The following is a 5233-nucleotide window of genomic DNA, read 5'->3' as shown; positions in this document are numbered from 1 at the left end:
AAAGACATAATTAATTAAAATTATAATTTGCTATTAGTATCTTTTTAAAAATATTTACAATTATTTTAATAGGTTATGCAAAAAGTCTAATAAAATATTAATTGTTCAAAAGGCTATAGTTGTTATATGTATTTAAATTAAAATAATGATCTAAATTATTTTTTAAGTATTGTATTTATATTCATAATTTTACAAATAAAAAACACTCTGAAAGTGCTAATTTGTTTTTTAATTATGGTCCGGGTGAAGGGACTTGAACCCCCACGAGTTACCCCGCCAGATCCTAAGTCTGGTGCGTCTGCCAATTCCGCCACACCCGGTTACTCTGTTTTAAAAATGGTCTCCTGTAAAGGACTTGAACCTTTGACCCACTGGTTAAAAGCCAGTTGCTCTACCAACTGAGCTAACAGGAGACAGGCAATGGTGCTGGCTAGAAGAATTGAACTCCCAACCTACTGATTACAAGTCAGTTGCTCTACCTATTGAGCTAAGCCAGCATATTAATATAAAAAATAAAATGGTCGGGTGTAACGGACTTGAACCGCTGACCACCTGCTTGTAAGGCAGGCGCTCTCCCAACTGAGCTAACACCCGAAAATGGTGACCTGTACGGGGTTTGAACCCGTGAATGCATGCGTGAAAGGCATGTGTGTTAACCGCTTCACCAACAGGCCGGTAAATATCAATAAAAATTTTCAAAAAAATAATGGCGCCTAGTGCAGGACTCGAACCTGCGACCGATCGGTTAACAGCCGAGTGCTCTACCAACTGAGCTAACTAGGCATGGCATATCTTTTTAGCCTTACTCATTATATACTAAAAATGAAAAAACAAGCAACTATTTTTAGGATTTTTCTATTTTTTATGATATATCTTCAAAAAGATATTATTTAAAAGAATAAAACATATTATTTTTTGTTAAGATATAGTTATAGACTTGATAAATAATGAAAGAAAGAAACAAGATACTTATACAAAAAATGAAAAATGAACAGCAAAAATGATTTATTATTACAAAACCAATTAACTTTTTAGGAATCAAAACAATTGGTAAAGATATTAAAGAGTTACAAAAAACTTTTAAAATTCTTTTAATTTGCATTGGGATTATTGTTACTTTTTTATCTTTTTTTGATTTTAATCATTTTATTGATGCTAACCATAATCCTTCTTTTTTTAGTATTGTTAATATCTTAAATACTCCCAAACCTTATTTAGGAAATATTCCTAAATGAATTGACGCTACACTTTATTCATTAAGTGGTTTAGTCAGTTTTACAAGTATTTTAAATGTTGTTTTAATTAGTTTTGGTAAAATGAGCAATTATTTTTGAGGATTAATTAGTGTGACTACATTTGGTCTTTTTTCATTTGGTTTTGGTTATACTGGTTATGCTCAATTAAATTTATTTTTTTATTTACCATTTCAATTTATTGGTTGATATACATGACAAAAAACTTTTATTTTTGAACAAGATTCCTCATTAAACATTCGAAATTCAAAATGATGAATAATTTTACCAATTTCTTTAGGTATTTGTGCTATTCTTGCGATTACTTGATATTATGAAATTCCAGTTTTTCATTATGCATTAGTAAAAACAGATTATGCCTATTTAAACCAACCTATTGCTCATATTTTTGACAGTACAATCAATAGCATCGCAATTATTGCTTCAATTTTAATGTTTTTACGACTAAAAGAACAATGAATTTTATGATTAATTTCAAATATTTTACAATTTGCAATGTTTGCAGGAGTTAATAGTATTATTGGTACTAATTATCCAATAACAATTAATATTAATATGTTAATTCAAACAATTTTTTTATTGCAAATAGCATCATTGGCTTTTTAATTTGAGGTGGTTATTTAAATAAAATCAGGATAATGCTCCTGATTTATTAATATTTTCTTGCTTTATTAGTCATAATAAAATTATAAAACATTGTTATTTATAGAAAATTAATTAGAATAATCTTTATATATTAAATCATTATTTATCTTATTTTGTTTTTAACCAGTTTGGACAAAAGTAAAAGCAATAAAATAACCAATAAAACAAAGATCTAAAATGTAAATTGGAATAGCAACTGTTTTAGCTTTTTTAGTAATTAAACAAATAAAGGCATAAGCAATAAATCCAAGTGCCAACCCATTTGTAATTGAAAATGTAACTATCATAATGATAATAGTAAAGAAGGCTGAAATTCCAAATTCTGGTTTAACTCACTCAATATCTTTAATTTGACTAACCATTAATGTACCAACAAAAATCACGGCAGCTCCAGCAATTGCCGGAGTAATTAATTTAAAAATTGGAAAAAGTGGAATTGCTACTAAAAACATTAACCCTGTAATAATAGCAGAAAAACCACTTCGAGCTTCTTGGGAAACTCCCGTTGTTGATTCAACAAAACTATTAACCGGAGAACAACCTAAAAGACTTCCAGTTAAAGTTCCTACTGAATCTGCCATTAAAGCACGTGATTTTAATTCATATTTTTCACCAGTTGTTAATGAAATTTGAGTTGAAACAGAGTATAACGTTCCTGTTGTATCAAAAAAATCAACAAATAGGAAAACAAAAATTGAAATATACATCGTTGGTGATGTTCAAATTTTTGGATTAGCAAATGCTGCAAATGTTGATTTTAAAGTGGTATTAAAACCATTAAAATCACTATAACTTCATCCCTTTCAATGTGCAAAATTATGACGAATGAAATCATTATCAACAACATTTCCGACAATCAAAGAAACTCCTAATCCTCCCAAAATTGCAATGGCAATGGCTCCAGGAATTTTTTTAAAATGTAAAACTAAAATTAACATTAAAACACCAAATCCCATTAAAATTATTGGTCAGTTAGTTTTTAAATTTCCTAATGTTGCAACCGGAATTCCGCCATTAACGCAACCCCACATGGAGCAACGGCATTATCGCCAACAAATCCAATATTGTGTAAACCAATATAAGCAATAAAAAAACCAACTCCAGCACCAATTGCTAATTTTAATGAATCTGGAATCGCATTAATAATAATTGTTAGTAATTTAGTTATTGAAATAAGACAGAAAAATATTGCTGAAAGCATTACAGCAATTAAAGCCCCTTGATATCCTAATCCATTATTAGCAACATTAAAAGTAAAAATAGAATTTAGCCCCATTCCAGGTGCTAATCCAACTGGCATATTCGCTGATAAACCCATAATTAAAGTAGCAATAAAAGCACCAATTGCCGTGGAAATAAAAATCCCTCCAAACGCCATATTCTGACTTGGATCACTTGGATGATTAATATCTGGTGCAGAAGATAACATATTAGGTTGCACTGATAAAATATATAACATTGCTAAAAATGTTGTTAGGCCACCAATAATTTCTTTTTTAAAAGTTGTTTTTAAATCACCAAACCTAAAAAAAGTTTCAATCTTTTTTTAAACATATAATTTATTTCTCCATCTAGCTCTATTTGTAAAAATAAAAAACATTAACCTTGTTTAATTAACATAAGTTAATGCAAAATGAAGCATTAACCTATAGAGTCTTCTTATAAATGGTAAAACGTAGAAACACTAGACCATATTACTAGCATATATAGGAATTGTTTAATACATTTACTTTTTAAATATACCAAATTTCATAAAAAATTACAACCCCTTTAATAAAAACATATTATATTTTCAGAAAAAGGAAAAAATGCTTTAAAACTAGTATAAGTTTTAAAAGACTTGATAAATTCTGTTGGTAAATAGTCTATTGCTAATGCTATTAAATCTTGACGATAATTTTCTACTAAATTCGCTCAACAAAATCATCCCAAAATCAAATAAACAATACCAATAATAGATAAAATTTGAATTGTAATGTCAATTGCATTAATAACAGTATTGTCTTTTAAAAACTGTATTAAAATAACTAAAATTATTGCTATAATAAATAAAAATATTGTAAACAACAAAAATCATGACAAAAATTTTAATCAAAAAAAACATTTTGATTGTTTTGTTTTGTGGTTATAAACATAATAAAAATGAAAAATCATATCATAAATTTTTACAATGCTTTGGTCTTTATCATCAGTACGACGAATAATGACAGCATTATTTATTTTTGAAAAATTCCGTGCTTTAACAATATGGTTTTGTTCTCCAATATTAACATCTTGTAAATCATTCTCATCTAACATTTTCCGTAATAACATCCGTGGTTTTAATGTTGTTTTTTTCTTTTTAAACCTTAATAAAATAAGACCAAATATTAATCAACCTACAAGAAGCAGTCCAATTACAATAATAAAAATAAAATAAACTAATCCTGTTATTTGCGTTAAATTAAACATTTTTTAATCACGTTCCTCTCCCATATAATATATCAATCATATCGTATTTAAAAAAATAAAAAAACAGCATTTTAAAATGTTATTTTTTTATATTCTTTCATTAATTTATCATTATTTTACAGTACTTATTGGTATTATGACATATGTATTAAATCTACCCTTTGCATTATTTTTTCCCAAACAGGTAATTTCTATTTTTCTTGGAATTGTTAAATCAAAAGAAAGAGTATCAATTTTATTATCTTTGATATAAAACTCTTTTGGGAAGATAGGAATTACATCATAATCATTTTTTGTTAATTTAGTGCTTAGTTCTGCATGCAATGTTGCTAAAATTGCATCACGAATTGGCTCTGATCACTCAGAAAACTGAACATCTTTAATATTCTTAACATTAACTTTTTTAATTGGGTTAATTTTAGTAATACCACTAATATCAATTGGAAATTGTAATTTTATTTCCTCTTTTTTTGGATTATTATTATTATTATTTATTGGTAACAAAGGAGCTCTATCTAAATTTTTTCTTTGCTTTTCTTCTTCCAATTTGTTTTGTTTTGGATAACTACAAGCACAAGAAACAATTGTTATTCCACTTATGCTCATTATTCCTAAGGTCATTAAATAGACTTCTTGCATAACCTATTAAAATAATTATAAATATTTTTAAAAAGATAATAATTGCAAATTATAAATTGAAGCAATTAAATTAAATCTTAAACTAAATCGTTTTCTATGATTACGATATTTTTCTGTAATAATTTTAAATTTTTTAAGAATAGCAAAAATATTTTCAATAATAATTCTCATTTTTGAAACTAGTCTATTATGTTGTTTTTGTGCTTTATTTAAAGGTTTTTTCTTTGTTTTCTTTGTAGGTATTA

At 26.9% G+C, this 5233-nt stretch carries 6 protein-coding genes, 6 tRNA genes and 1 riboswitch; of the genes, 1 reads left to right on the top strand and 11 read right to left on the bottom strand.

All coding sequences use genetic code 4. From position 1 onward, the window contains the following. Nucleotides 1-235: 235 nt before the first annotated feature. The 6 genes from EHU54_RS04335 to EHU54_RS04310 all read right to left on the bottom strand — a co-directional run bounded on the left by EHU54_RS04335 (nt 236) and on the right by EHU54_RS04310 (nt 783). Nucleotides 236-320: transfer RNA gene (locus EHU54_RS04335), tRNA-Leu, on the bottom strand. 17 nt (nt 321-337) lie between these two features. Further along, nucleotides 338-413, bottom strand: a tRNA-Lys gene (locus tag EHU54_RS04330). A gap of 8 nt (nt 414-421) precedes the next feature. Next, nucleotides 422-497 (bottom strand) — tRNA-Thr (locus EHU54_RS04325). A gap of 21 nt (nt 498-518) precedes the next feature. Further along, nucleotides 519-594: transfer RNA gene (locus EHU54_RS04320), tRNA-Val, on the bottom strand. Between the two features lie 4 nt (nt 595-598). Next, a tRNA-Glu gene (locus tag EHU54_RS04315) sits at nt 599-674 on the bottom strand. A 33-nt stretch (nt 675-707) separates the two neighbouring features. Continuing rightward, nucleotides 708-783, bottom strand: a tRNA-Asn gene (locus EHU54_RS04310). Nucleotides 784-980: 197 nt separating this feature from the next. Here EHU54_RS04310 and pnuC point away from each other — a divergent pair. Further along, complete coding sequence (gene pnuC, locus EHU54_RS04305) at nt 981-1859, top strand: nicotinamide riboside transporter PnuC (protein WP_400249120.1); 879 nt, start codon at nt 981-983, stop codon at nt 1857-1859. Nucleotides 1860-2017: 158 nt separating this feature from the next. On the opposite strand, the gene EHU54_RS04300 is transcribed toward pnuC, so the two are convergent. The 5 genes from EHU54_RS04300 to EHU54_RS04280 all read right to left on the bottom strand — a co-directional run. Further along, on the bottom strand, nt 2018-2929 hold the full coding sequence (locus tag EHU54_RS04300; RefSeq protein WP_400249119.1) for a solute carrier family 23 protein: 912 nt from the start codon (nt 2927-2929) through the stop codon (nt 2018-2020). Further along, nucleotides 2887-3357: a solute carrier family 23 protein gene (locus EHU54_RS04295; RefSeq protein WP_400249118.1), complete on the bottom strand. Its 471-nt coding sequence runs from the start codon at nt 3355-3357 to the stop codon at nt 2887-2889. Before EHU54_RS04295 ends, EHU54_RS04300 begins: the two co-directional genes overlap by 43 nt. A gap of 170 nt (nt 3358-3527) precedes the next feature. Next, nucleotides 3528-3628, bottom strand: a riboswitch (purine riboswitch). A 40-nt stretch (nt 3629-3668) separates the two neighbouring features. After that, nucleotides 3669-4349 (bottom strand): hypothetical protein, encoded by a 681-nt coding sequence (locus EHU54_RS04290; protein WP_400249117.1) that lies wholly within the window; start codon nt 4347-4349, stop codon nt 3669-3671. A 111-nt stretch (nt 4350-4460) separates the two neighbouring features. Beyond that, entirely contained in the window at nt 4461-4988 is a 528-nt protein-coding gene (locus EHU54_RS04285) for a hypothetical protein (protein ID WP_400249116.1), read from the bottom strand. A 27-nt stretch (nt 4989-5015) separates the two neighbouring features. Beyond that, a partial coding sequence (locus tag EHU54_RS04280) for a transposase family protein (RefSeq protein WP_400249115.1) occupies nt 5016-5233 on the bottom strand: 218 nt, incomplete at its 5' end.

Source organism: Spiroplasma sp. ald (assembly GCF_044714355.1).
In the GTDB taxonomy this organism is placed as follows: Bacteria; Bacillota_I; Bacilli_A; order Mycoplasmatales; family Mycoplasmataceae; genus Spiroplasma; species Spiroplasma phoeniceum.
This window is presented reverse-complemented; position numbering and strand designations above follow the sequence as displayed.